The organism is Streptomyces sp. NPDC044044, assembly GCF_056434405.1.
The window spans coordinates 388,980-412,374 of the sequence record NZ_JBWKFG010000006.1; the positions used below are offsets into that span (position 1 = coordinate 388,980).

At 69.5% G+C, this 23,395-nt stretch carries 19 protein-coding genes and 1 tRNA gene; 13 read left to right on the forward strand and 7 right to left on the reverse strand.

Features of this window, described 5'->3' with window-relative positions:
* Nucleotides 1-187: 187 nt before the first annotated feature.
* The 6 genes from paaA to AC07AG_RS24300 all read left to right on the forward strand — a co-directional run bounded on the left by paaA (nt 188) and on the right by AC07AG_RS24300 (nt 5,109).
* Nucleotides 188-1,186: a 1,2-phenylacetyl-CoA epoxidase subunit PaaA gene (paaA, locus tag AC07AG_RS24275; protein ID WP_478757587.1), complete on the forward strand. Its 999-nt coding sequence runs from the start codon at nt 188-190 to the stop codon at nt 1,184-1,186.
* Nucleotides 1,183-1,473, forward strand: coding sequence for a 1,2-phenylacetyl-CoA epoxidase subunit PaaB (gene paaB, locus AC07AG_RS24280; protein ID WP_160506146.1), 291 nt, complete (start codon nt 1,183-1,185; stop codon nt 1,471-1,473). The genes paaA and paaB overlap by 4 nt, the downstream gene beginning before the upstream one ends.
* A complete protein-coding gene (gene paaC / locus AC07AG_RS24285) occupies nt 1,470-2,219 on the forward strand; it encodes a 1,2-phenylacetyl-CoA epoxidase subunit PaaC (protein ID WP_478757589.1) in 750 nt (249 codons plus the stop codon). The genes paaB and paaC overlap by 4 nt, the downstream gene beginning before the upstream one ends.
* Entirely contained in the window at nt 2,213-2,722 is a 510-nt protein-coding gene (gene paaD, locus AC07AG_RS24290; RefSeq protein WP_478757591.1) for a 1,2-phenylacetyl-CoA epoxidase subunit PaaD, read from the forward strand. Before paaC ends, paaD begins: the two co-directional genes overlap by 7 nt.
* Nucleotides 2,722-3,795: a 1,2-phenylacetyl-CoA epoxidase subunit PaaE gene (paaE, locus tag AC07AG_RS24295; RefSeq protein WP_478757593.1), complete on the forward strand. Its 1,074-nt coding sequence runs from the start codon at nt 2,722-2,724 to the stop codon at nt 3,793-3,795. The genes paaD and paaE overlap by 1 nt, the downstream gene beginning before the upstream one ends.
* Nucleotides 3,796-3,972: 177 nt before the next feature.
* A complete protein-coding gene (locus AC07AG_RS24300) occupies nt 3,973-5,109 on the forward strand; it encodes an acyl-CoA dehydrogenase family protein (RefSeq protein WP_478757595.1) in 1,137 nt (378 codons plus the stop codon).
* Nucleotides 5,110-5,174: 65 nt separating this feature from the next.
* Here the strand turns inward: AC07AG_RS24300 and AC07AG_RS24305 are convergent, their stop codons facing one another.
* The 3 genes from AC07AG_RS24305 to AC07AG_RS24315 all read right to left on the reverse strand — a co-directional run bounded on the left by AC07AG_RS24305 (nt 5,175) and on the right by AC07AG_RS24315 (nt 8,169).
* A complete protein-coding gene (locus tag AC07AG_RS24305; RefSeq protein ID WP_478757596.1) occupies nt 5,175-5,522 on the reverse strand; it encodes a rhodanese-like domain-containing protein in 348 nt (115 codons plus the stop codon).
* A 22-nt stretch (nt 5,523-5,544) separates the two neighbouring features.
* Nucleotides 5,545-6,525, reverse strand: coding sequence for a J domain-containing protein (locus AC07AG_RS24310; protein WP_478757597.1), 981 nt, complete (start codon nt 6,523-6,525; stop codon nt 5,545-5,547).
* A gap of 150 nt (nt 6,526-6,675) precedes the next feature.
* Complete coding sequence (locus AC07AG_RS24315) at nt 6,676-8,169, reverse strand: DUF2252 domain-containing protein (RefSeq protein WP_478757598.1); 1,494 nt, start codon at nt 8,167-8,169, stop codon at nt 6,676-6,678.
* A 550-nt stretch (nt 8,170-8,719) separates the two neighbouring features.
* Here AC07AG_RS24315 and AC07AG_RS24320 point away from each other — a divergent pair.
* On the forward strand, nt 8,720-9,964 hold the full coding sequence (locus tag AC07AG_RS24320) for a hypothetical protein (RefSeq protein ID WP_478757920.1): 1,245 nt from the start codon (nt 8,720-8,722) through the stop codon (nt 9,962-9,964).
* A 27-nt stretch (nt 9,965-9,991) separates the two neighbouring features.
* Here the strand turns inward: AC07AG_RS24320 and AC07AG_RS24325 are convergent, their stop codons facing one another.
* From AC07AG_RS24325 to AC07AG_RS24340, 4 genes are all read right to left on the reverse strand, one after another.
* A complete protein-coding gene (locus tag AC07AG_RS24325) occupies nt 9,992-11,641 on the reverse strand; it encodes an acyl-CoA dehydrogenase family protein (RefSeq protein WP_478757600.1) in 1,650 nt (549 codons plus the stop codon).
* A gap of 195 nt (nt 11,642-11,836) precedes the next feature.
* Nucleotides 11,837-12,448, reverse strand: coding sequence for a TetR/AcrR family transcriptional regulator (locus AC07AG_RS24330; RefSeq protein ID WP_478757602.1), 612 nt, complete (start codon nt 12,446-12,448; stop codon nt 11,837-11,839).
* A 116-nt stretch (nt 12,449-12,564) separates the two neighbouring features.
* Nucleotides 12,565-13,779 carry a cation:proton antiporter gene (locus AC07AG_RS24335; RefSeq protein ID WP_478757604.1) on the reverse strand — a complete coding sequence of 405 codons (1,215 nt, stop codon included), beginning with the start codon at nt 13,777-13,779 and terminating at the stop codon, nt 12,565-12,567.
* A gap of 483 nt (nt 13,780-14,262) precedes the next feature.
* A tRNA-Leu gene (locus AC07AG_RS24340) sits at nt 14,263-14,349 on the reverse strand.
* Between the two features lie 385 nt (nt 14,350-14,734).
* Here AC07AG_RS24340 and AC07AG_RS24345 point away from each other — a divergent pair.
* From AC07AG_RS24345 to pknB, 6 genes are all read left to right on the forward strand, one after another.
* On the forward strand, nt 14,735-15,631 hold the full coding sequence (locus AC07AG_RS24345; RefSeq protein ID WP_478757605.1) for an FhaA domain-containing protein: 897 nt from the start codon (nt 14,735-14,737) through the stop codon (nt 15,629-15,631).
* Between the two features lie 10 nt (nt 15,632-15,641).
* The gene (locus tag AC07AG_RS24350) at nt 15,642-16,166 is read left to right on the forward strand and encodes an FHA domain-containing protein FhaB/FipA (RefSeq protein ID WP_190083032.1); all 525 of its coding nucleotides are present in this window, start codon (nt 15,642-15,644) and stop codon (nt 16,164-16,166) included.
* Nucleotides 16,167-16,286: 120 nt separating this feature from the next.
* Nucleotides 16,287-17,846, forward strand: a complete 1,560-nt coding sequence (locus tag AC07AG_RS24355) for a Stp1/IreP family PP2C-type Ser/Thr phosphatase (RefSeq protein WP_478757606.1) — start codon at nt 16,287-16,289, stop codon at nt 17,844-17,846.
* Nucleotides 17,847-17,872: 26 nt separating this feature from the next.
* Nucleotides 17,873-19,294 (forward strand): FtsW/RodA/SpoVE family cell cycle protein, encoded by a 1,422-nt coding sequence (locus tag AC07AG_RS24360; RefSeq protein ID WP_478757608.1) that lies wholly within the window; start codon nt 17,873-17,875, stop codon nt 19,292-19,294.
* The gene (locus AC07AG_RS24365) at nt 19,291-20,754 is read left to right on the forward strand and encodes a peptidoglycan D,D-transpeptidase FtsI family protein (protein WP_478757609.1); all 1,464 of its coding nucleotides are present in this window, start codon (nt 19,291-19,293) and stop codon (nt 20,752-20,754) included. Before AC07AG_RS24360 ends, AC07AG_RS24365 begins: the two co-directional genes overlap by 4 nt.
* 168 nt (nt 20,755-20,922) lie before the next feature.
* Nucleotides 20,923-22,923: a Stk1 family PASTA domain-containing Ser/Thr kinase gene (gene pknB, locus AC07AG_RS24370; RefSeq protein ID WP_478757611.1), complete on the forward strand. Its 2,001-nt coding sequence runs from the start codon at nt 20,923-20,925 to the stop codon at nt 22,921-22,923.
* Nucleotides 22,924-23,395: the final 472 nt, after the last annotated feature.

A 23,395-nucleotide genomic window follows, 5' to 3' on the forward strand; every position in this document is an offset into this window, starting at 1 on the left:
TCGGCCCGCCCGTCACACGGCTCTCTACCGCCCGCTTCGCACCGGAACGGTACTCATGCCTGCGCGCCAGGCACAGCGTCCGTGAAGTTATCCACAGGGTTGACACCTTATGGCGCTGAGCCGCACCATTGAATTCCACGAACCGAACGATCGGTCGGTAGCTAGCTAAAGGTCGAGGGGGACCGCGATGGCGACAGCAGCCGAGCATCAGACGGCCCGGTCCGCACCGGACCAGGCAGCGGCCGACGCCGCACGCACAGCGGCGCACGAATCCGCTTTCGACGCCGCCGTCGCGGCCGACGAGCGCATCGAGCCACGCGACTGGATGCCCGACGCCTATCGCGCCTCGCTCGTCAGGCAAATAGCGCAGCACGCCCACTCCGAGATCATCGGCATGCAGCCGGAGGCCAACTGGATCACGCGCGCCCCGTCCCTGCGGCGCAAGGCGATCCTCATGGCCAAGGTTCAGGACGAGGCCGGTCACGGCCTGTATCTGTACAGCGCGGCCGAGACCCTCGGCACCAGCCGCGACGAGCTCCTCGACAAGCTCCACTCGGGCCGCCAGAAGTACTCATCGATCTTCAACTACCCCACGCTGACCTGGGCCGACGTCGGCGCGATCGGCTGGCTGGTGGACGGCGCCGCGATCACGAACCAGGTCCCGCTCTGCCGCTGTTCGTACGGCCCCTATGCCCGCGCGATGGTCCGCGTCTGCAAGGAGGAGTCGTTCCACCAGCGCCAGGGGTACGAATCGCTGCTCGCCCTCAGCCGGGGCACCGAGGCCCAGCACGCGATGGCGCAGGACGCGGTGGACCGCTGGTGGTGGCCGTCCCTGATGATGTTCGGCCCGCCGGACGACGAGTCGTCGCACTCGGAGCAGTCGATGACCTGGAAGATCAAGCGCCACTCGAACGACGAGCTGCGCCAGCGCTTCGTGGACATCTGCGTCCCCCAGGCCGAGTCGCTCGGCCTCACGCTCCCCGACCCCGACCTCGTGTGGAACGAGGAGCGTGGGCAGCACGACTTCGGCGCCATCGACTGGACCGAGTTCTGGGCGGTCCTCAAGGGCAACGGCCCCTGCAACGAACAGCGGATCACCCAGCGCAAGAGCGCGCACGACGAAGGCGCGTGGGTGCGCGAGGCAGCAGCGGCGTTCGCCGCCAAGCACGGGGAGGCGAAGGCATGAGCAGCTCGACCGACTGGCCGCTGTGGGAGGTGTTCGTGCGCTCCCGCCGCGGGCTCTCCCACACCCACGCAGGCAGCCTGCACGCACCGGACGCAGAGATGGCCCTGCGCAACGCCCGCGATCTGTACACCCGCCGGAGCGAAGGCGTCTCCATCTGGGTCGTGCCGTCCACCCAGATCACCGCGTCCTCGCCCGACGAGAAGGACTCCTTCTTCGAACCGGCGGGCGACAAGCCCTACCGCCACCCCACCTTCTACGACATCCCGGACGGGGTGAAGCACCTGTGACCGCGCCACTGACCCCGAAGGCCACCGCCTCGGCCCTCGCCCTGGGCGACGACGCACTGGTGCTCTCCCACCGGCTGGGGGAGTGGGCGGGCCACACACCCGTCCTCGAAGAAGAGGTCGCCCTCGCGAACATCGCCCTCGACCTGCTCGGCCAGGCACGCGTCCTGCTCTCCCTGGCCGGGGACGAGGACGAACTGGCCTATCTGCGCGAGGAGCGCGCCTTCCGCAACCTCCAGCTGGTCGAGCAGCCGAACGGCGACTTCGCCCACACCATCGCCCGCCAGCTCTACTTCTCCACCTACCAAACCCTGCTGTACGGCCAGTTGGCGAACACGGACAGCACCTTCGCCCCACTGGCGGCGAAGGCGGTCAAGGAAGTCGCCTACCACCAGGACCACGCGGAGCAGTGGACGCTGCGGCTCGGCGACGGGACGGCGGAGAGCCATGAGCGGATGGAGCGCGGGATCGACGCGCTCTGGCGGTTCACCGGCGAGATGTTCCAGCCGGTGGAAGGCCTCGACGGCACGGACGGCTCCGAAGGCATCGACTGGCAGGCACTGCGCGAGAGCTGGACCGCCTCGGTGACCGCCGTCATCGAGAAGGCGACCCTGACCGTGCCCTCGGGCCCCCAGGAAGGAGCCTGGGCGGCGGGCGCGGGACGCCAGGGTCTGCACACCGAATCCTTCGGGCGGATGATCGCCGAGATGCAGCACCTGCACCGCAGCCACCCGGGGGCGTCATGGTGACCACCGCCCTCGAGGAAGAGCTCCTGGCCCTCGCGGGCTCCGTGCCCGACCCGGAGCTGCCGGTCATCACGCTGGCCGAGCTCGGGGTCCTGCGCGGAGTGCGTGTCCGCGGCATCGGCAAGGTCGACGTCGAGCTGACCCCCACGTACACCGGCTGCCCCGCCATCGAGACCATGACCGCCGACATCGAGCAGGTACTGCACGAGCGCGGCATGTCGGAGGTCTCCGTGCACACCGTGCTCTCCCCCGCCTGGTCGACGGACGACATCAGCGCCGAAGGCCGCCGCAAACTGGCGGAGTTCGGTATCGCGCCCCCGCGCCCGCACAGCACCGACGGGCCCGGCGGCGGCAACGGACCGATACCCCTCACCCTCTCCGTCCGCTGCCCGCACTGCGGCTCGACCGACACCGAACTGCTCAGCCGCTTCTCGTCGACGGCCTGCAAGGCCCTGCGCCGGTGCGTCGCCTGCCGTGAACCCTTCGACCACTTCAAGGAGTTGTGATGGCACGCTTCCACCAGCTCCGGATAGCGGCGGTCGAGCAGCTCACCGACGACTCCGTGACGCTGACCTTCGAGGTGCCGCCCGCCCTGCGCGACGAGTATCGGTACGCACCGGGCCAGCACCTCGCCATCCGGCGCTTCGTCGACGGCACCGAGATCCGGCGTACGTACTCGATCTGCGCCCCCGCGCCCCACCCCGAAAGCCCCTCGGAGCCACGGACCTTGCGGGTCGGGGTGCGCTTCGTCGAAGGCGGCGCCTTCTCGACGTACGCCCTGAAGGAAGTCGCCGTCGGTGACGAGCTGGAGGTGATGACCCCGGCCGGACGCTTCACGCTGGAACCGGCACCCGGGCGCTATGCGGCGGTGGTCGGCGGCAGCGGGATCACACCCGTGCTCTCCATCGTCACGACGCTCCTGGAACGCGAACCGCACGCCACGTTCTGTCTCATCCGGAGCGATCGCACCGCCGCGTCGACGATGTTCCTCGAGGAGGTCGCCGACCTCAAGGACCGCTGGCCGGACCGATTCCAGCTGGTCACGGTGCTCTCCCGGGAAGAGCAGCAGTCCGGGCTCGACTCCGGACGGCTCGACGAGGAGCGCCTTGGCAAGCTGCTGCCGGCGCTGCTGCCCGTCGAGGAGGTGGCGGGCTGGTTCCTGTGCGGTCCGTTCGGACTGGTGCAGGGAGCGGAGAAGACACTGCGCGGCCTCGGCGTGACGCGGCAGCGCATCCACGAGGAGATATTCCACGTGGACGACGGCCTCGCCTCCCCGGCGCCCGCCACCACGGCCACCCCCGCGCACAGCACCGTGACGGTGACGCTCGACGGGCGCTCGGGCACCTGGCCCGTCCAGGACGGGGAGTCCCTCCTCGACACCGTGCTGCGCAACCGCGCGGACGCGCCGTACGCCTGCAAGGGCGGGGTGTGCGGGACCTGCCGGGCCTTCCGGGTCTCGGGCGAGGTGCGGATGAACCGCAACTTCGCGCTGGAACCGGAGGAGACCGAGGCGGGGTATGTGCTGGCGTGCCAGTCGCATCCGGCGACGGACACGGTGGAGTTGGACTTCGACCGCTGAGACCTTCGCTGCCCCGGCGCGCTCTCCTTCCCTATGCCCTTTCCCTGTCCCCTTTCCCTGACCCCTTCGCTGTTCCCTTCCCGTAGAACCTGTTCTATCTTGACGACCCGTCAGAAACAGCGGGCGTAGGCAGAAGCAGAGACAGAGCCGTCGGGCCGGTGCACGGGAGGACAAGCAGTGGACTTCACCTTCACCGAGGAACAGCAGGCGGCCGTCGAGGCGGCGAAGGCGCTCTTCGCCTCCGTCGCACCCGACGGCGTGCCGAGCCCCGCCCTCGCACCGGGCGCCGTCGCAGAAGACTTCGACCGCGCCCTGTGGTCCAAGCTCGCCGGATCCGGCCTGCTCAGCCTGCTCCTCGACCCCGAGCACGGCGGTGCGGGCCTGGACGCCATCGCCCTCTGCCTCGTGCTGCGCGAGTCGGCGAAGAAGCTCGCCCGCGTCCCGCTCCTGGAGAGCAGCGCGGCCGCCTATGCCGTACAGACGTACGGCAGCGAGGAGTTGAAGCGGCGGATCCTGCCGAAGGCCGCCCGCGGAGAACTCGTCCTGACCGTCGCGGCGAACGGCCGCAGCGGCCACGACCCCGCCGAACTCTCCGTCACCGCACGGCAGGACGGCGACGACTGGCTGCTCGACGGCACACAGACAGCAGTGCCCTGGGCGCAGAACGCCGACATCATCGTGGTGCCCGCCCACACATCCGCCGGGCGGGCCGTCCTCGCCCTGATCCCCCGCGAGCACGAAGGCCTCACGCTCGCCGATCAGGTGTCCACGAACGGTGAGCGCCTCGGCGAACTCGGCCTGGATTCCGTACGGATCGGCGGCGCCGGCGTCATCGAGGCCGACGGAGCCTGGGACTGGCTGCGCGATCTGCTCGCCACCGGGACGTGCGCCCTCGCGCTCGGCCTCGGCGAGGGCGTACTGAGCATGACCAGCGAATACACCAGCAAGCGCGAGCAGTTCGGCTTCCCCGTCGCCACCTTCCAGGCCGTAGCCGTGCAGGCCGCCGACCGTTACATCGACCTGCGCGCCATGGAGGTCACCCTCTGGCAGGCCGCCTGGCGCATCAGTACCGGCGCGAGCGGCGCCCTGCCCGCCACGGGAGACGTGGCCGTCGCCAAGATCTGGGCGTCGGACGGCGTACGCAGAGTGGTGCAGACGGCCCAGCATCTGCACGGCGGCTTCGGATCCGACACCGACTACCCCCTGCACCGGTACCACGCGTGGGCCAAGCAGCTGGAGCTGTCCCTGGGCCCGGCAGCAGCGCACGAGGAGGCACTGGGCGACCTGCTCGCCGCCCACCCGCTCGGCGGCTGAAGCGGCGGATTCAGCTGAAGCGGCTGAAGCGGCGGATGAGGGACCGCGGGCCAAGCTCCCGGACGCTAGACCACGGTGCCCGGCTGGCCCTTGTCGTCGACGACGGGCCGGCCCGCGGCCTCCCAGCTCTGCATGCCACCGTCTACGTTCACCGCGTCGATGCCCTGCTGGAGGAGGTACATGGCCACCTGCGCAGAGCGTCCGCCGACCCGGCAGATGACATTGACCTTGCCGTCCTGCGGGGCGGCTTCGGTCAGCTCGCCGTAGCGGGAGACGAACTCGCTCATCGGGATGTGCAGCGCACCCTCGGCGTGACCCGCCTGCCATTCCTCGTCCTCACGGACGTCAAGGAGAAAGTCGCCGCTCGCGAGGTCGTTGACGCCGACCGTGGGCACATGTGATCCGAAAGCCATGCCCCCGACGCTACCCGACCGGCTAGGCGGTCAGCCGCGCGAGTTCGGCCTCGCGCTCGGTGACCTGCGCGAGCAACTGCTCGGCGATCTCGTCGAGGAGCTGGTCCGGATCGTCCGGCGCCATCCGCAGCATCGCGCCGATCGCACCCTCCTCCAGCTCCCGGGCGACCACGCTGAGCAGCTCCTTGCGCTGGGCGAGCCACTCAAGGCGTGCGTAGAGCTCTTCACTCTTGTTCGGCCACTGCTGCTCGGCCACCGGACCGGCCGCCCACTCCGCGGAAAGCTCCCGCAGCAGGGGCTCGTCCCCACGGGCGTACGCGGCGTTCACCCGCGTGATGAACTCCTCGCGGCGGCTGCGCTCACCGTCGTCCTGGGCCAGGTCGGGATGGGACTTGCGGACGAGCTCGCGGTAGAGCTTGCGGGCCTCGTCGCTGGGCCGCACCCGCTGCGGGGGGCGCACCGACTGATCGGTCAGCATCGCGGCGGCCTCCGGATAGAGACCCTCGCCGTCCATCCAGCCGTGGAACAGCTCCTCGACGCCCGGCATCGGCATGACCCGCGCCCGCGCCTCGTCCGCCTTGCGCCGGTCCTCCGGATCACCGCTGCGGGCCGCGAGAGCCTCCGCGATCTCGGCGTCCAGCTCGTCGAGGCGGGCGTACATCGGGCCGAGCTTCTGGTGGTGGAGCCGGGAGAAGTTCTCGACCTCGACCCGGAACGTCTCGACGGCGATCTCGTACTCGATCAGCGCCTGCTCGGCCGCCCGGACCGCCTTCTCCAGCCGGTCTTCGGGCCGCGCGGCGCCGCCCTGCCCCGCCGCCCCGTCGGAAGCCCCCTCACGAGTCTCGCCGGGAGCCCCCTCGGAAGCCCCTTCGGTCGCCCCGCCTGAAGCCCCGTCTGAAGCTTCGCGACCAGCGGTCACGGGCGCGGGATCCGGTTCAGGATCCAGATCGGGTTCGAGGTCAGGCGTCTGGGGCTGCGTCGGCTCGGCTTCCGGGGTTGTCACCCGTCCAGCCTAGGCCACTGCGACACCGCCCTGTCCGTGCGTCGGGGCGCGCGCCGCGGGGGGCTGAGGGGTGCTGAGGCGGGGCCTCGCCGTACGCCTCGGGTGGGGGCCCTCCCCCCTCCCTCCCCTCGCCCCCTCCCCCCTCCCCCCTCACACCCCCGCCTCCGCAGCCACCCGCCCCTCCTTGACGGCACGCACCAGCTCCGTGTGGTCCGCCTCCGTGCGGTTCGCGTACGCCACCGCGAACGACGCCATCGCCGTGTCCAGCTCGTCGTTCTTGCCGACGTATCCCGCGATGAGCCGCGGGTCGGCGCTGTGCGCGTGCGCGCGGGCCAGCAGGGCCCCGGTCATCCGGCCGTAGTCGTCGATCTGGTCGGCGGCCAGTGCCGCCGGGTCGACGCTGCCCTTGCGGTTCCTGAACTGCCGTACCTGGAAGGCCCTCCCGGCGACCGTCGTCCACCCCAGCAGGAAGTCGCTGACCACCTGCATCCGCTTCTGCCCGAGCACCACCCTGTGCCCCTCGTGCGCGACCTCCGGCACCGCGAAGCCCGCCGTGGGCAGATGTGGGAGCAGCGCGGAGGGACGTGCCTCCTTGACCTGGAGCACCAGCGGCTCGCCCCGGTGGTCGAGCAGCAGCACCACATACGACCGCAGGCCGACGCTGCCCGTGCCCACGACGCGGAACGCCACGTCCTGGATCGCGTATCGCGCGAGCAGCGGCAGTCGGTCCTCGGACAGCGTGTCCACGTACTCCCCGAGCGCGGAGGCGACCTCGGCCGCTTCCGCGTCCGGTATTCGCCGCAGCACCGGCGGGGCGTCGACGAAGCGCCGCCCCACCAGGCCGCCCTCGCCCTCGACGCGCTCGGTCGACTTGGCGGCGAACCGGGCGCTCGTGTTCTGCCGGGCCTTCTCCGAGACGCTCTCCAGGGTTCCGAGCAGGTCCCGTGCGTCCGTGTGCGATACCAACTTCTCGTCCGCGATGGCGTTCCACGCGTCGAGCGCAGGAAGCTTCGCGAGCAGCCGCATCGTGCGGCGATACGCCCCCACCGCGTCGAACGCCGCTTCCCTGCAGACGTCCTCGCTCGCCCCCGCCTCACGCCCCGCGAGCACGAGGGAGGCCACGAGCCGCTTCACGTCCCACTCCCAGGGGCCGTGCGCCGTCTCGTCGAAGTCGTTCAGGTCGATGACAAGGCCGCCCCGCGCGTCCGCGTACAGACCGAAGTTCGCCGCGTGCGCGTCGCCGCATATCTGGGCGCCTATCCCCGTCACCGGGGTCCGCGCGAGGTCGTACGCCATCAGGCCGGCGGCTCCGCGCAGGAAGGCGAAGGGCGACGCGGCCATCCTGCCCATCCGGATCGGCGTGAGCTCGGGGAGCCTGCTGCGGTTGGACTCCTCCACGGCCTCGACCGGATCGGGGCGGCCGTCGTCCTCGGCGAACCACTCGTGCGACGCGCGGCTGACGCGCGCCCGCAGCGCCTTCCCCTCCTTCTTCGGCGAATCCTTCTTCGGCGAAAGCCTCGCCCCCGCCGAGCCCGCCGAGCCCGCCGAATCTGCCGAGCCCCGAGAGGGCCACTCCGCGAACCCCTTCACCTGAGGAAGCCCCGCACCACCGAATCGCGCACCGTCGGTCTCCGCCATGCCCATTGCCCTCGCCCCGCATCCCCCACGTCCGGGCGGCCCCCCATGGGCCTCACCTGGCATGAAGGTACCGCCGGGCACCCGATCGGCGTCAGAGCCTGTGGACAACCCGCGACCTGTGGAAAACACCGACGCCCGGCGTGCCCCTCACACCCCTCGAACCCCTCGCACCCGCCCCGCACGCTCACCCAGAGCCCACACCCTCACCCTCACCCTCCCCGCCCATTCCCCCGGACGGCCCACCCACCGCGCCGGACGACACCGCGGCAGGTCCCCTGGCAGTCAGCGCGCTGGCACCGACGAGGAGGCAGGGGAGGCACCGGTGGCGAACGACGAGACACCCGCGAGCCCGGACGACAAGGTGCCGGACAACAGGGAGCCACCCCCAAGCCAGGCCGCCCGTTCCGACCAGGCCGACCAGCCCGACCAGGCCGACCAGCCCAACCAAGCCACCCGTACCGACCAGCCCAACCAATCCACCCAAGCCACCCAAGCCGCCCAAGCCACCCGAGCCGCCCAAACCGAACTAAAAGACCTCCGCACCCGACTAGCAGCCCTGGAGTCCGAGCAAGCCCAAAGCGGCAGCGGCCGCCGACGGCACCGCGGCCGGTCGTTCCTGGCCGCGGTGCTCATCGTGATCGGATGCGTGCTCGCGCCGCTCGCCGTCGTCGCCTCCTGGGCGGCCGACCAGGTCGGCGACACGGACCGTTACGTCGCCACGATCGGCCCGCTCGCCTCCGACCCCGCCGTGCAGGACGCCGTCGCCGACCGGGCCACGGATGCCCTGATGAGCCGCATCGACCTGGCGACTCTCCTCTCCGACGCCCCCGCCGCCGACCGGCCCCGCCTGGAGAAGGCCCTCGGCAGGCTCGGCGACTCCCTGGAGGGCGCCGTCCGCAGCTTCGTGCACGACAAGGCACGTGCCGTGGCCGGGTCGGACGCCTTCGAGAGCATCTGGAAGCAGGCCAACCGGCAGATCCACGGCTCGCTCGACAAGGCGCTGACCGGGAGCGGCGGTGGCTCCGTGAAGCTGGAGGGAGACACGGTCACCCTCGATCTGGCGCCCCTCGTCGACCGCGTCAAGCAACGCCTGGTCGACGAGGGCATGACGGTCGCGGGCCGGATCCCCGAGCTGCACACCGAGTTCACCCTCGTCAGGTCGGAGGACATCGGCAAGGTCAAGACGTATGTGCGGCTGCTGCAGCTGGCGGGCAACTGGCTTCCCGTCATCGCCCTGGTCCTCGTCGCCGCCGGCGTCCTGCTCTCCGTACGCAAGAGAAGGACCCTGGTCACCGCGGCGCTGGCGGTCGCCTTGGCCACCGGGCTCCTGGGTATCGGGCTGCGGGTCTTCCGCGTGCTCTACCTCGACCGGTTGCCGGCGAACGTCTCTCAGGACGCGGCCGCGGCGGTGTACGACACCATGACCCACTTCCTCTTCACCACGGTCCGCATGGTCGTGGCGCTCGGCGTCGTCGTCGCCCTGGCCGCCTGGCTCACCGGCGGCGGCCGCAGGGCCGGCCTGGTGCGCGGTCTGTGGACCTCCGGCATCGGGGCCGTACGCGGCACCGCGGACCGCGCCGGGATGCGTCTTGGCCCGGTCGGTCCCTTCGTGCGCCGCTACCGCACGTGGATCACCTGGGTACTGGTGGCCGCCGCGCTCCTCACCTACCTGCTGTGGTCCTACCCGACGGGCTGGGTCGTCGTCGGGCTCGCCCTGTGCCTGCTCTTCCTGCTTGCGGTCACGGAGTTCCTGGCCGGAGAGCAACGGCTCGAACCACAGCACACGAACCACAGCGGCTGAGCCAGGACAAGGACTCCCGCCCCCCTCTCACGCAGGCAACCGCTCCAGCAGCGCCGCGAAATCCGTGCCCGGCGGCAGCGTCCCGAAGGCGAAACCCTGGTCACCCGCCAGCCGTGACGCGCAGAACGTGTCGGCGACGGCGGCCGGTGCGTGGCGGACGAGGAGCGAGCCCTGGAGGACGAGCGCGGCCCGCTCGATGACGCGGCGGGCGCGCAGTGGAGCGTCCTCGGTGAGGACGAGTTCGCCCCGCAGTTCGCGCCAGGCCGCGTCCAGGCGCCGGTCGGCTCCGGCCGCCGCCTCGATCTCCGTGCGGAAGGCTTCGAGGGACTCGGGCTCGCGGGCCAGGGCACGCAGCAGGTCGAGGGCGTTGACGTTGCCCGAGCCCTCCCAGATGCCGTTGAGCGGGGCCTCGCGGTACAGGCGCGGCATGCCTGATGCCTCGTCATAGCCGTTGCCACCGAGGCATTCGAGGGCTTCGGCGACGAAGGCGGGCTGCCGTTTGCACACCCAGTACTTGGATACTGCGGTGGCCAGGCGCAGGAACGCGCGCTCCTGGGTGTCGCCGCGCTGGGCCCGGTCGGCGGCGCCCGCGAGGCGCAGGCCGAGGGTGGTGGCGGCCTCGGACTCCAGGCCGAGGTCGGCGAGGACGTTGCGCATCAGCGGCTGGTCGATGAGCTTGGCGCCGAACACCGAGCGGTACCGGGTGTGGTGCGCGGCCTGGGCGAGGGATTCGCGGATGTGTCCCGCGGAGCCGAGCACGCAGTCCAGGCGCGTCATCGTCACCATGTCGATGATGGTGCGTACGCCCTTGCCCTCGTCGCCGACGATCCAGGCCACCGTGTCGTCGAACTCGGGCTCGCTGCTCGCGTTGGAGCGGTTGCCGAGCTTGTCCTTGAGCCGCTGGATGCGGAAGGTGTTGCGGCTGCCGTCGGGCAGTACGCGCGGGACCAGGAAGCAGGACAGGCCGCCGGGTGCCTGCGCGAGCACGAGGAACAGGTCGTTCATCGGGGCGCTGGTGAACCATTTGTGCCCGCGCAACCGCCAGGTTCCGTCGGCCTGTTCGACGGCGGCCGTCGTGTTCGCCCGGACATCCGTACCGCCCTGCTTCTCCGTCATGCCCATCCCGGCGAGCAGGCCTCGCTTGCCGGTCGGGGTGCGCAGGCCGGGGTCGTAGACCTTGCTGGTGAGCAGCGGCTCGTACACCTTGGCGAGGTCGGGAGCGCGCCGCAGGGCGGGGACGACGGCGTATGTCATGGAGACCGGGCACATGTGGCCCTGCTCCATCATGGTCGCCACCATGAAGGTCGCGGCGCGCGCGACATGGGCGCCGGGCCGCTCGTCCGCCCAGGCGGCACCGGCGGCGCCCGCGCCGACGGTGGCGTCCATCAGCGAGTGGTACGCGGGGTGGAATTCGACCTCGTCGACGCGGTTGCCGTAACGGTCGTGGGTACGCAGCTCGGGCTCGTGGCGGTTGGCCTGTTCCGCCCAGGTGCGCGCCTCCTCGCTGCCGACGACCCGTCCGAAGCGGTGCAGGTCGTCGAGGTGCCACGCGGCGCCCTCCCGGCGCACGCCCTCGACGAGCACCGCGTCGTCGGCGGCGTCGTGCCCGGTCAACGGCGGTGCCTGGTTGGTCACTTCGTGGGTGACGGAGGTGGGGTGGCTTATCGGCGTGGACATGGTGCCTCCTGCGGGAGAGCGGGTCGGAAGTCTGCCGGGGTCGGGTGCCGGGATGTCACGTCAGTCGGTCCGCGTCAGTCGTCCGCGTCAGTCGGTCGAGGGCGGGTGGGCCGGGATGCCGCGTCAGCCGACCGAGGGCGGGTGGATCGGAATGCCGCGTCAGCCGACCGAGGTCGAGCGGGCCGGGATGTCACATCAGTCGGCCGGGGCGGCACCCGCGCAGCGCAGCGCCGTGGCGGTGAGTTCGGCGAGGAGTTCGCCGGTGGCGCTTTCGTCCGGGGTGCCCAGCGGGTCGACGAGGACCTCGCCGATCGCTCCGGTGAGCGCGGCCGCGGTGATCTCGCCGTTCTGCGCGGGCAGCAGCCCCGCCGCCATGCCCTCGTGCACCACTTCGGCGAACAGCGCGCGGTAGCGGCGGCGGAAGTCGAGGCGCTCGGCGCCGACCGCGGGTTCGGCGGGGGCGGCGAGCAGGGCGTAGGCGAGGCCGCGGTTCTCCAGGGCGCGGCGGGCGAAGACCTCCACGCCCTGGCTGAGGCGTTCGACGGGGTCGCCCGGCCCGTGCAGCACTTCGCCGAGTACGTCCACCTCGCGTCCGGCGGCCCGCCGGAACACCTCCACCGCGAGCGCCGCCTTGGACGGGAAGTGCTGGTAGACCGAGCCTGCCGCGATGCCTGCCGAGTCGGCCACCGCGGTCACGGACGCCTGCGACCAGCCCACTTCGGCTACGACGACGGTGGCGCAGGCGACGAGGCGCTCCCGGGCGGCTTCGAGCCGGCGCATTTCGGCAGGGGTCTTGCGGTAGGCCATAAAAGAAGTGAACCACCATTCAGAGCTTCACGCCACGATCGCCCCCACTCCTACTCCCACTCCAGTCGACCGCCCCCAAAAAGAGACGCCCTCCCCGCTAATCCCCACATCTCCCCTCACCACGTCTCCGCCTCGGCGGCATCCCGCCCCTGAGGCCCCGCCCCGCCCTCCTTGGCCCGCATCCGCAGACCAAGCAGCGGGAAGACGAGTACGGAGACCATGGCCGCCCCGACCAGTGCGGCGGCCTCGCCCTTCCCCAGTACTTCTTCGTCGAGCCCGATCGTGGTGATGGCGACGACCAGGGGCAGGCACGTGGCGGAGTACACGGTCAGTGCCCTGCGGCTGAGCGGGGAGAGGTCGCGTGGCGCGAGCGCGTACGCCGGAAGTCCCCGCACGACGAGGAACAGGAGCAGGAACACCGGCAGCAGCACGAGGGGACGCCCGCCGTCGAGGAGCGAGGCGAGGTCGAACTCGATGCCGGTCACGATGAAGAACAGCGGTACGAGGAAACCGAAGCCCATCGCCTCGATCTTGCCCAGCACCTCCTCACCGACCTCCGGCTCCGTGCCCTGCAGCACGAGCCGGGTGAGCAGTCCGGCGGCGAAGGCGCCCAGGAGCACGTCGAGTCCGAACGCCTGCGACAGGGCCAGCATCGCGACCAGCAGCAGCATGACGAAACGCACCGCGAACTGGCCGCTCGTGTGCAGCGTCGACCGGATGATCCGGCCGAACCAGGGCGGGCGCGGGCGCAGCGCCCAGTACACGGCCCCGGCGGTGATGGCGGCGAAGACGGCGAGTACGACCGTCGACACACCTGGATCACGGCCGCTGAGCAGGACGGAGATGGCGATGATGGGCCCGAACTCACCGACCGCGCCGAACGCCATCATCACCGTGCCGAACCGGCCCTGCAGGTCGCCGCTGTCGCGCAGGATGGGCAGCACCGTGCCCAGCGCCGTACTGGTGAGGGCGGTACCGATGATCACGCTGCGGGGGAAGTCGAGGCCGGTCAGGGCCAGCGCGATCGCGAGCCCCGCCACCAGCGAGATCGCCCAGGCCCAGACGGAACGGCGCAGGGTGTCGCCGCGGATCGCGGCGAACTGGATCTCGTAGCCCGCGAGGAAGATGAGCATGGACAGGCCGAGGTCGGACAGGACGTCGATGACCTCGTCCGAGTGGGCCAGGCCCAGCACGTCGGGGCCGATGAGAATGCCGAGCACGATCTCGAAGATGACCAGGGGAACACGGACCCGGCGCGCGAGGCCGTGGGCCAGCAGAGGCGCGAGTACCGCGACGGCCATGATGAGGATCAGCGTTCCCGGATGATCCATGACGGCGTCCCCTCACATACGGCCGGTGCGTGATGCGCCGACGAACCTCCGACGATCTCCGACGTTCGGGGTAGCGGACCGCCGCGGCACGTGAGAGCGGCCCATGCGGGTGACACCTTGCGTGTGTTGATCACACAGGGCAGCACAAGACAGGCCAAGGCAGGCCAAGGCAGGCCAAGCCGCATAAGTGACGATCGGTCAGATGATGGGATCGTTCGGGGCGGTGCGGCCGCGCCTGCATCACGGCTCCACGCCCGTCCCGCCCCTCACACCCGTCCCGCCTGTCCCGCCTGTCCCGCCTGTCACGACCCCGGCCCGCATGGCGCGCACATGACAATCACAAGCTCACAGAACGAGACCCCGGCAAGTGAGATAGCTCACCACAAGATCCACACCAGCGTCACCCTCCGGGCCGCGGCCCGTCCAGGCAACGAGAAACGGGCCCCCACCAGGACTTTCATCCTGGTGGAGACCCGCTCCACATGGTGCGCGAGGGGGGAGTTGAACCCCCACGCCCTTTCGGGCACTGGAACCTGAATCCAGCGCGTCTGCCTATTCCGCCACCCGCGCATGGGTGTTGTCTTGGGTCTCTCACTGCTTGGTGCGAGCGCCTTCCGACATCCAGAAGATTAGCACGCTGCCGGGGGTGGATTCACATCCGTATTCGGGGGCACCTGCCCTGATGATCCGAAGAGATCCGGGCCCGGCCGACCGACTTGAGCCGTACCCGGCGATGCTCCGCGGTCGGGTGCGGGACACTGGTTTGAGGCCCCCTCTACGATCCCTGGTAGAGGAGCCTGAGAGAAGCCGGAAGGATCCCGGAACCCTGGTGCGGGCATGCCTTGTGAGAGGCGACACTCATCGACTGGGCGGACAGGGGGAACCAGCCGATTTCCCTGCGCGTGGATACGATCAGTAAGCAGTACCAGGATGACTACGACGGAGGAGGTGCCCCATGGGAGTCATGAAGAAGTTCGAGCAGCGACTCGAAGGTCTCGTCAACGGCACCTTCGCCAAGGTGTTCAAGTCCGAGGTCCAGCCCGTCGAGATCGCCGGCGCCCTGCAGCGCGAGTGCGACAACAACGCGACGATCTGGAACCGCGAGCGGACCGTCGTCCCCAATGACTTCATCGTGGAGCTCAGCGCGCCCGACTTCGAGCGCCTGAGCCCCTACTCGGGACAGCTCGGCGACGAGCTCTCCGGGATGGTGCGCGAGTACGCCAAGCAGCAGCGGTACAGCTTCATGGGCCCCATCAAGGTCCACCTGGAGAAGGCCGAGGACCTCGACACGGGTCTGTACCGAGTGCGCAGCCGCACGCTCGCGTCCAGCACCTCACAGAGCCCCGAGCGCGCTCCTGCCGGCCCCTCCGCGGGCCCCACGAACGCCGGCCACAGCCCCGCCAGGCCGCCCGCGGGCGGAGCCGGCGGTGGCTACGGCTACCCGCAGCCCCCTCAGCCCTCCAGCGCTCCCCCCATGCCCGCCGCGCCGCCCCCGGGCGGTCGCCCCGGCGGGGCCGCTCCGGCACCGAGCCGCCCCCAGGGGCCCGGCGCCGGGCCCCTTCCGGGTGCGCAGGTACGGCGCTGGATCGAGATCAACGGCAATCGCCATCAGATCTCCCGCCCGACGCTGGTGCTGGGTCGCAGCACCGACGCCGATGTGCGGATCGACGACCCCGGCGTATCGCGCCGGCACTGTGAGATCCGGACCGGAACGCCCTCGACGATCCAGGATCTCGGGTCTACCAACGGCATCGTGGTAGACGGGCAGCACACCACCCGCGCTACGCTCCGCGACGGCTCGCGGATCGTCGTGGGCCAAACCACCATCGTTTACCGGCAAGCCGAAGGGTGAAGCGGGGGCAATGTCAGAGCTGACCCTGACGGTCATGCGGCTGGGTTTCCTAGCCGTTCTGTGGCTGTTCGTGATCGTGGCCGTCCAGGTCATCCGTAGCGACCTGTTCGGAACACGCGTCACACAGCGCGGCTCACGCCGTGAGAACGCACGTCCGCAGCAGGCCGCCCGCCAGCAACAGCAGGCGGCCGCACCACCTCCCCAGCGCCAGCAGCAGGGCGGCGGGCGGCAGCGCCGTGGCGCCCCCAGCAAGCTGGTCGTATCCGAAGGGATCCTCGCGGGCACGACGGTCGCCCTGCAGGGTCAGACGATCTCGCTGGGCCGAGCGCACGATTCGACGATCGTGCTGGACGACGACTACGCGTCCAGCAGGCATGCCAGGATCTACCCGGACCGTGACGGCCAGTGGATCGTCGAGGATCTCGGGTCCACCAACGGCACGTATCTGGACCGGACCCGACTCACCACCCCGACGCCCGTTCCGCTGGGCGCGCCGATCCGCATCGGCAAGACCGTCATCGAGCTGCGGAAGTAGTACGACAATGAGCGAGCGGAGCGAGCGAGCCGACGCGGTCCACACACTGGACGCCAGCGCGCTCCCGACCGGAGGGTGGGCACCGTGCGGATGTACCCGGAGCCGACGGGCGAGGTGCGCATGAGTCTGTCTTTGCGCTTCGCCGCCGGATCGCACAAAGGCATGATCCGGGAGGGGAACGAGGACTCCGGTTACGCCGGTCCGCGTCTCCTCGCGATCGCCGACGGCATGGGGGGCCAGGCCGCGGGTGAGGTGGCGAGCTCCGAGGTGATCTCGACGCTCGTCACCCTCGACGACGACGTACCGGGATCGGACATCCTCACGTCGCTCGGCACCGCCGTGCAGCGCGCCAACGACCAACTGCGCCTGATGGTCGAGGAGGACCCCCAGCTCGAGGGCATGGGGACGACGCTGACCGCCCTGCTGTGGACGGGCCAGCGCCTTGGCCTCGTCCACGTCGGCGACTCACGCGCCTATCTCCTTCGGGACGGCGTCCTCACGCAGATCACCCAGGACCACACCTGGGTGCAGCGCCTGGTCGACGAGGGCCGGATCACCGAGGAGGAAGCCACCACCCACCCGCAGCGCTCCTTGCTGATGCGCGCGCTGGGCAGTGGTGAGCACGTCGAACCGGACCTCTCCATCCGTGAGGTCCGTGCCGGCGACCGCTATCTGATCTGCTCGGACGGCCTGTCCGGCGTCGTCTCGCACCAGACGATGGAAGACACCCTCGCGAGCTACCAGGGCCCGCAGGAGACCGTGCAGGAGCTCATCCAGCTCGCGCTGCGCGGCGGCGGCCCCGACAACATCACGGTGATCGTCGCCGACGTCCTGGACATCGACAGCGGCGACACCCTGGCAGGCCAGCTCTCCGACACCCCCGTGGTCGTCGGCGCGGTCGCCGAGAACCAGCTCCAGGCACAGGACGACGACGGCGCCATGCAGACCCCCGCGGGCCGTGCGTCGGGCCTCGGCCGTCCCGTGCCCCCGCAGCCCTCCGGAGGCGGCTTCGGGCCGCCCGGCAGCGGGGACACGGCGAGCTACGCCCCCGAGGGGAGCTTCGGCGCGTACAGCGACGAGGACTTCGTGAAGCCCCGCGGCGGCCGTAAGTGGCTCAAGAGATCGCTCTACACCGTGCTCGCCCTGGCGGTCATCGGCGGCGGCCTGTACGGCGGCTACCGCTGGACCCAGACCCAGTACTACGTAGGAACGAACGACGAGAACGTCGCCCTGTACCGCGGCATCGACCAGGACCTGGCGTGGGTCAGCCTGTCGAAGGTCGAGGAGAACTACCCCAAGATCGAACTCAAGTACCTCCCGCCGTACCAGCGCAAGCAGGTCGAGGGGACCATCCCCGAGGGCAATCTCGACGACGCCAAGAGCAAGATCGAGGAGCTTGGCCTGCAGGCATCCGCCTGCGAGAAGGACGCCAAGCGCCGCGAGGCGGAGCGCGAGAACGCCAAGCCCGGCGAGGGCGAGGCGGGCGGCACGACCGGTCTGGCCGCCAAGGCCCCCACGGACGATCCGACCGACCCGGCGGACAAGAACAGCCCGAACGAGTCGAACGACAAGAACAACTCGACCGACAAGAACAAGTCCAAGACCGCACCGACTCCCACACCCGGCCCCAGCCTCTCCGAGGACGAGGAGAAGCTGGTCCCGCTGTGCGGTAAGCAGTAAGCAGCCGTTGGGGGCCTTTGCACGCCATGAGCAGTAGCACTACACACACGTCGACCATCGGCGCGATCGGAGCGCCGAGCAGGCGCAACACCGAGCTCGCGCTCCTCGCGTTCGCCGTCGTCATCCCGCTGTTCGCCTACATCAACGTGGGCCTCGCGATCGACGGCAGGCTGCCCTCCGGCATGCTCGGCTACGGCTGCGGGCTCGGACTCCTGGCATCCGTCGGTCACATCGTGGTGCGCAGGTACGCGCCCTACGCCGACCCGCTGCTGCTGCCGCTCGCGACGCTGCTCAACGGCCTCGGTCTGGTGGTCATCTGGCGCCTGGACCAGTCGGAGAAGCTGCAGAGCCTCGCCAAGGCGGCGACCGGCTCCTTCAGCCCCTCCGCGCCCAAGCAGCTGATGTACTCCGCGATCGGCATCGCGCTCCTGGTCGCCGTGCTCCTCGTACTGAAGGACCACCGCGTCCTGCAGCGCTACACGTACATCTCCATGGTGGCGTCGCTGGTCCTGCTGCTCCTGCCGCTCGTGCCGGGTCTCGGCATGAACGTCTTCGGCGCCAAGATCTGGATCAGCGTCGGCGGATTCTCCATCCAGCCCGGTGAGTTCGCGAAGATCGTCATCGCGATCTTCTTCGCCGGTTATCTGATGGTGAAGCGCGACGCGCTCGCCCTGGCGAGCCGCCGCTTCATGGGCCTGTACCTTCCGCGCGGCCGTGACCTCGGTCCGATCGTCGTGGTCTGGGCCATGTCGATCCTGATCCTGATCTTCGAGACCGACCTCGGTACGTCACTGCTGTTCTTCGGCATGTTCGTCGTGATGCTGTACGTCGCCACCGAGCGCACCAGCTGGATCGTGTTCGGTCTCGTGATGTCGTCGGTCGGTGCCGTGGGTGTGGCCACCTTCGAGCCGCACGTCAAGCAGCGCGTCGACGGCTGGCTGAACCCGTTCTCCGACACCGTCCTTGCGCAGAGCGACCAGATCGCCCAGTCCCTGATGGCGTTCGGCTCCGGCGGCGTGCTCGGCACCGGCCTCGGCCAGGGCCACTCGGACCTGATCGGCTTCGCCGCCAACTCCGACTTCATTCTCGCCACCTTCGGCGAGGAGCTCGGCCTCGCCGGCGTCATGGCGATCCTGCTCCTCTACGGGCTGATCGTCGAGCGCGGCGTGCGCACGGCACTCGCCGCTCGCGACCCCTTCGGCAAGCTCCTGGCGATCGGCCTGTCGGGCGCCTTCGCCATCCAGGTCTTCGTCGTCTCCGGCGGCGTCATGGGCCTGATCCCGCTGACCGGTATGACCATGCCGTTCCTCGCGAACGGTGGTTCCTCGGTGATCGCCAACTGGGCGCTGATCGGCATCCTGATCCGCATCAGCGACACCGCGCGCCGCCCGGCGCCGGCCCCCGCCCCCAACCCCGACGCCGAGATGACCCAGGTGGTCCGACCGTGAACAAGCCCCTGCGCCGGATCGCGATCTTCTGCGGGCTCCTCATCCTCGCCCTGCTCGCGCGGGACAACTGGCTCCAGTACGTGCAGGCCGACACCCTGGCCGAGCACGAGAAGAACCGCCGCGTCCCCATCGAGCGGTACGCCCAGCCGCGCGGCGACATCATCGTCGACGGCAAGGCCATCACCGGGTCCAAGGAGACCAACGGCGACGACTTCAAGTACAAGAGGACGTACAAGAACGGGCCCATGTGGTCCCCCGTCACCGGCTACGCCTCACAGCGCATCGGCGCCACGCAGATCGAGTCCATCGAGGACGGCATCCTCACCGGCAACGACGACCGGCTCTTCTTCACCCGCAGCCTGGACATGATCACGGGCAAGAAGAAGGAGGGCGGCAACGCCGTCACGACCCTCAACGCGGCCGCGCAGAAGGCCGCGTACAACGGTCTGAAGGGCCGTGGCAAGGGTGCCGTCGCCGCGATCGACCCCTCCACGGGCGCGATCCTGGCCCTGGCCTCCGCTCCTTCGTACGACCCGTCGGACTTCGCGGGCATCACGGACAAGGAAGGCAAGCTCTTCCAGAAGCTGGACAAGGACAAAGACCAGCCGATGCTCAACCGCGCCCTGCGCGAGACGTACCCGCCCGGCTCCACCTTCAAGGCGGTGACCGCCGCGGCGGCCCTGGAGCACGGTCTGTACGACGACATCGACTCGCCCACCAAGTCGCCGCTGCCCTGGACGATGCCCGACACCCAGACGCCGCTGCCGAACGAGGGCAACATCCCCTGCAAGAACGCCTCGCTGCGTGAGGCGCTGCGGGTGTCCTGCAACACCGTCTTCGGCAAGATCGGCTCGGACCTCGGCAAGGACAAGATGCTCGAGACGGCCGAGAAGTTCGGCTTCAACGAAGAGCAGTTCGTGCCGGTCCGCTCGAACGCCTCCGTCTTCCCCGAGAAGATGGACAGGCCGCAGACCGCGCTCTCCTCCATCGGCCAGTTCGAGACGGCCGCGACGCCGCTGCAGATGGCCATGGTCGCCTCGGCCATCGCCAACGACGGCAAGCTGATGGAGCCGTACATGGTCAGCGAGCTGCAGGCCCCGAACCTGGACGTGATCGAGAAGCACACGCCCAAGGAGATGAGCCAGCCGCTGTCCGAGGAGAACGCCCAGAAGCTCCAGGACATGATGGAGACCGTCATCAACGACGGCACCGGCACGAACGCCAAGATCCCGGGCGTCACCGTCGGCGGCAAGACCGGTACGGCCCAGCACGGCGTCGACAACAGCGAGAACCCCTACGCCTGGTTCATCAGCTACGCCAAGACCGACTCCGGTTCGCCGGTGGCCGTCGCCGTGGTCGTCGAGGACAGCAAGGCCAGCCGCGACGACATCTCCGGTGGCGGTCTCGCCGCCCCCATCGCCAAGAGCGTGATGCAGGCGGTACTCGACAGCAAGAAGTGACCCCCGTCACGGCCTCTTCACATCAGTGCACGTTGCGATACCGGTCCTGTATCGGGTGACGGTCGCGGCCGGGTCACGTAAGGCGAGCCGGGTACGGTATGCCCGGACAGCACACCGCCGGACCACACAAGGGTGCGGTCGGGACTGACGGAGAGGGCTGGATTAGCTATGGAAGAGCCGCGTCGCCTCGGCGGGCGGTATGAGCTGGGCCAGGTGCTCGGCCGAGGCGGGATGGCGGAGGTTTACCTCGCGCACGACACCCGCCTCGGACGCACCGTGGCGGTGAAGACGCTGCGAGTCGACCTCGCGCGTGATCCGTCGTTCCAGGCCCGGTTCCGCCGTGAGGCCCAGTCGGCCGCTTCGCTCAACCATCCTGCGATCGTCGCGGTCTACGACACCGGCGAGGACTACGTAGACAACATCTCCATCCCGTACATCGTGATGGAGTACGTCGACGGCTCCACGCTGCGTGAGCTGCTGCACTCCGGGCGCAAGCTGCTGCCCGAGCGCGCCATGGAGATGACCATCGGCATCCTCCAGGCCCTTGAGTACTCCCACCGCAACGGCATCGTCCACCGCGACATCAAGCCCGCGAACGTCATGCTGACGCGCAACGGCCAGGTCAAGGTCATGGACTTCGGCATCGCCCGCGCCATGGGCGACTCCGGGATGACGATGACGCAGACGGCGGCGGTCATCGGCACCGCGCAGTACCTCTCGCCGGAGCAGGCCAAGGGCGAGCAGGTGGACGCGCGAAGCGACCTCTACTCGACGGGCTGCCTGCTCTACGAGCTGCTCACGGTCCGCCCGCCCTTCGTGGGCGACTCCCCGGTCGCGGTGGCCTACCAGCACGTCCGTGAAGAGCCCCAGGCCCCGAGCGTCTTCGACGGCGAGATCACGCCGGAGATGGACGCCATCGTCCTGAAGGCCCTCACCAAGGACCCGGACTACCGCTACCAGTCGGCCGACGAGATGCGCGCCGACATCGAGGCCTGCCTCGACGGCCAGCCCGTCCAGGCGACCGCCGCCATGGGCGCGGTCGGCTACGGCGGCCACCCGGACGACCAGCAGACGGCGATGCTGCGCCCGCAGAACGGCGGCGGCCAGACATCGATGATGCCGCCGGTCGGCCCGGACGACGGCTACGACGACCACTCACGCCGCCGCCAGAAGAAGAGCAGCACTTCTACGGTGCTGCTGGTTCTAGCGGGCTTGCTGGTCCTGGTGGGCGCGATCCTGATCGGGAAGTGGGCGTTCACCGGGGGCGGTGGCAGCGATTCGATCAAGGCGCCGAACTTCGTGGGCGAGAAGCTCGCCGACGCCAAGCAGTCGGCCAAGAACGTGGACCTCGTACTCGACGACTCCGAGCACAAGCCGTGTGAAAAGTACCCGAAGGGCCAGATCTGCTCCCAGGACCCGGGCGCAAACGCCACGGTCAAGAAGGGCGACACGATCAACGTGACGGTTTCTACCGGAGCGCGGAAGGTCGCGGTGCCGAAGGTCATCGGCCTGGACGTCGACGCCGCCACGGAGAAGCTGGAGAGCGACAAGTACCAGTTCGACGTCAAGACCAAGCCTGTGGAGTCCACCGGCACGCCTGGCGAAGTACTCGACCAGGACCCCACCTTCGGTACCGAAGTGGAAAAGGGCAGCGTCATCACCCTTGATGTCGCCAAGAAGGCGGCCAAGTCCGTGGTCCCCGACGTCACCGGCAAGACCTGCGAAGAGGCCAAGGCCCAGCTGGAGAGCAACAACCTCACCGGTACGTGCGAGGAAGAAGAGAGCGACACCGTCGAGGCCGGCAAGGTCATCTCGCAGAGCCTCGCCCCGCAGACCGAGGCCGACCCCGGCTCCACGGTCACGCTGAAGGTCGCCAAGAAGGCCGAGCAGGCCACCGTTCCGGCCCTCACCGGCCAGAAGCTCAAGGACGCCCGCAAGGCCATCGAGGACGCCGGTCTGACGGTCGGCACCATCACGGGCCCGCAGGACGACGACGCCCTCGTCGTCCTCTCCGACCCGCCCGCCAATCAGCAGGTCGCACCCGACACCGCGATCAACCTGACCACGGCAGGCGGCAACCAGGGCGACAACGGCGGGGGCAACGGCGGGGACGACGGAGGCGGCTTCCTCGGAGGCAGCGCCGGCTTCTCCCGCAACAACGAAGACTGACCCTCCGCAGCAGTCACCCGGCACACGACAAGAGCCCCGGGCCCGCCCAGCAGGCGGTGTCCGGGGCTCTTCTCCGTCCTATAGCAAGGAAGGTTCTTGAGTGGTGGAGGTTTTGGGGTGTCGGGAGTCAATCCAGATCCACTGGACACGAACATTTACTCTCGGCCGAAAATATATTTCACATCAAGCCACTTTGCAGCAAGCGGAACACGCTCTGCCACTTAATTAAAAACCGTCTGCGGCATTTCACCGACCGGAAGCCGCATCCCCGCAAACCAGAGCCAGACAGAACACCCCACTCTTGAATCTGATTGACATGCATGCGCCAAGCAGGTAAGTTAGCGTAAAATTTCCGCACACAAAAAGGAACAATGGGGGACCAAATGAACGTATCGATCACTCGTCTTAGCTCTATCACCGCCGGAGCTCTACTTGCCCTCTGTTTCAGCGCTGGACCCGCGTCGGCTGGGGA